Origin of the sequence: Sphingobacterium sp. UBA7253 (assembly GCF_002472745.1) — a bacterium.
Lineage (GTDB): Bacteria > Bacteroidota > Bacteroidia > Sphingobacteriales > Sphingobacteriaceae > Sphingobacterium > Sphingobacterium siyangense.
On record NZ_DKSP01000202.1, the window covers coordinates 17,111 to 19,575 of the forward strand.

At 39.3% G+C, this 2,465-nt stretch carries 5 protein-coding genes; 3 read left to right on the forward strand and 2 right to left on the reverse strand.

The annotated features are described in order from the left end of the window. The 3 genes from B2X72_RS20645 to B2X72_RS20655 form a co-directional block, all read left to right on the forward strand. Positions 1-188 (forward strand): hypothetical protein (locus B2X72_RS20645; RefSeq protein ID WP_286851306.1); only part of this gene is annotated, 188 nt, incomplete at its 5' end. Further along, on the forward strand, positions 172-375 hold the full coding sequence (locus tag B2X72_RS20650) for a YwbE family protein (protein WP_046674525.1): 204 nt from the start codon (positions 172-174) through the stop codon (positions 373-375). The genes B2X72_RS20645 and B2X72_RS20650, both read left to right, overlap by 17 nt. A gap of 251 nt (positions 376-626) precedes the next feature. Then, the gene (locus tag B2X72_RS20655) at positions 627-1,004 is read left to right on the forward strand and encodes a response regulator (RefSeq protein WP_088162127.1); all 378 of its coding nucleotides are present in this window, start codon (positions 627-629) and stop codon (positions 1,002-1,004) included. 29 nt (positions 1,005-1,033) lie between these two features. On the opposite strand, the gene B2X72_RS20660 is transcribed toward B2X72_RS20655, so the two are convergent. After that, a complete protein-coding gene (locus B2X72_RS20660) occupies positions 1,034-1,246 on the reverse strand; it encodes a DUF6965 family protein (RefSeq protein WP_120332699.1) in 213 nt (70 codons plus the stop codon). 25 nt (positions 1,247-1,271) lie between these two features. Continuing rightward, on the reverse strand, positions 1,272-2,465 hold a 1,194-nt coding region (locus tag B2X72_RS20665; RefSeq protein WP_286851308.1), incomplete at its 5' end, for a TolC family protein.

A 2,465-nucleotide genomic window follows, 5' to 3' on the forward strand; every position in this document is an offset into this window, starting at 1 on the left:
GTAAGGAGGTATTGAATAAAATAGCCTGCAGTTCGGTTTATACCATTCATCTACGCTATTGGGTTTCATTTGCTTTCATTGTACCTGTTCCAAAATACGAGACGAAGGTTTTTCTAACAATAAATTGTTTATTTATATTGCATTTAAAAAACAATTTTTCTAAGTTTGACCATGGATGGAAGAAATAGAGCAGATGTAAAGCCAGGCATGTTGGTGAATATAATCTTAAAAAAGGACCAACGTACAGGAAATTTAACAGAAGGCATTGTGAAAGACTTGCTGACATCATCCTCATATCATTCGAGGGGAATTAAAGTCAGGTTGACGGATGGCCAAGTAGGAAGAGTGGCTGAAATTATTGAAGATGATTTTTAAGGTATAGGCTACCGATCTTTATTTCTCTTTACTTAATCTTTTCTAACGGTATTGACACGGAGAGATTTACTACCTATGATGTTCTTATTGTATAAATCAAACTAAAAGCTTGTTGGATTGTTAATAGTGAACATTTTGAAATAAAATTTGTATAATAACATAATTATTGCTAACTTTTTTCTGTATTTTTTATTTTATTACATATTTATATAATATTGTTTTTATAATTATTAAAATGATAGCTTTTTCAAATGGATACCAAAAATAAATGTACGGTTGTCTACGCAGATGATGCGCTGATTCATCATGTGTTGATGCGAGCTATGGCTCAATCTCATTTATTGGATTTGGTTTATTGTGCTTCCAATGGTAGGGATTTAATCGACTACCTCGATGAAAATGAGCACGAACTTCCTGAAATATGTATATTAGATCTGCATATGCCTGTATTAAACGGGATAGAAACGGCAAAAATCATACGGGAGAGGTTTCCCTCTATTCGAATATTTGGGCTGACATCAAGTAGTGATGAAAATGAACGGATGGAATTGCGGGACGCTGGGGCAGAAGAGATCTTTTCGAAAGAACAGATGCCACTATTAATGAAACAACTTGCTCCTAGCATATAGCTATAAATAAAGAAGAGGTCTAACAGATGTTAGGCCTCTTCTTTATTTTCTAAGGCATCCTTGAATTTAAGAAGTCTAATCCAGGATGGACATTTGCTTAGATCTTTTTTCCATAATCCAACATGGATAAAACTTGTGCTCAAGAAACGTTGTACGTCGAAGACCTGCATATCTTGCTGTATTTCTAACGATTCAGGCAAGTCTTTGGATTGAAAATATTGTTGTAATTCTTCTGGAGTCATATCACAAAAATAGCGTTTTAAATCCTTATCTCCAACCTCCTCCGAGTGCCCGGTACAGATCCACAAATGCATCTAAATGCTGTTGCCTTAACTCGACCAGATCGAGGTCACTGTTTAGGGCATTGCTTTGCGCTGTAATCACCTCTAAATATGTGGCGTAGCCACTTTTAAAGAGTAAACCCGCGTTTTTGACGGCAAGATGTGCATTATCGACTCTTTCTTTGGCCAAAGACAATTGCTCCCGTTGCTTGTCGACCGTGACCACTGCATTAGAGACTTCGGCTACGGCTTCCACGACCTTTTGTTGCAATTGGATTTCGGCTTTATCACGTTCCAATTTAGCTACCTCATACTGTGTTTTCAAGGTTTTGTTTTTGAAAATAGGTGTAGTCAAATTCCCGGTTATTCCACCGAGCAATGCCCCTGGTATATTGAACCAATTTTTAGGGAGCATACTATTTACCCCCAATACACCGCCCACGGTCAATGAAGGGTAACGCATGGCCTGTTGGATATTGGCATTCGCATTGGCTGCCATCAATTGAAATTCAGATGATCGGATATCTGGTCTATTACGCACAATTTCGATCGGGGAACCGAGGGAGATGTCTTTGCTTTCAGCGAAGAGATGCTCGTAAGAAGTGCCTCTTTTGATGCTATCGGGTAATTTTCCAGTAAGCGTCTGAAGCGCATTTTCCTGGATGACAATTTCCTTTTCGATTTCGGGGACGAGGGATGCCGCCAATAGGCGCTGTGATTGTGTTTGTTGGATCGCCAAGGCGGTGATCTCACCCGCTTCATATTGGAGCTTGATCATACGCAGCGTACTATCGTTCAATTGGACGTTACGTTTAGCAACCTCGATCTTGGCATCGAGCATCAAGAGATTGAAGTAACCTTTTGCGACAGCAGTTATGATAGAGGTTTGTATCGCATTTTTTGCCTCCTGTGTATCCAGATACTCGGCTAACAGCTGCTCCTGTTTGCTACCTATTTTCTTCCAGATATCTATTTCCCAGCTAAAATTAATATCGGAACCAAACATAGATTGATACACGAACATATTTTGCGGTGCTGTTTCACCTTTGTGATCATAATATTTGGTCAGGGGACCACTACCAAAGTCTTTCGATCGCCAGGTACGGTTTCCATTGGCAATTGTCGCATTTACACTCGGCAGATAATTGGCTTTGTTCTGCGCCAAAACTCGGGTTGAAAT

Coding starts and splice junctions, on each gene's coding strand:
- B2X72_RS20650 (WP_046674525.1), top strand. CDS start 172: ATGGATGGAAGAAATAGAGCAGATGTAAAGCCAGGCATGTTGGTGAAT.
- B2X72_RS20660 (WP_120332699.1), bottom strand. CDS start 1,246: ATGACTCCAGAAGAATTACAACAATATTTTCAATCCAAAGACTTGCCT.
- B2X72_RS20655 (WP_088162127.1), top strand. CDS start 627: ATGGATACCAAAAATAAATGTACGGTTGTCTACGCAGATGATGCGCTG.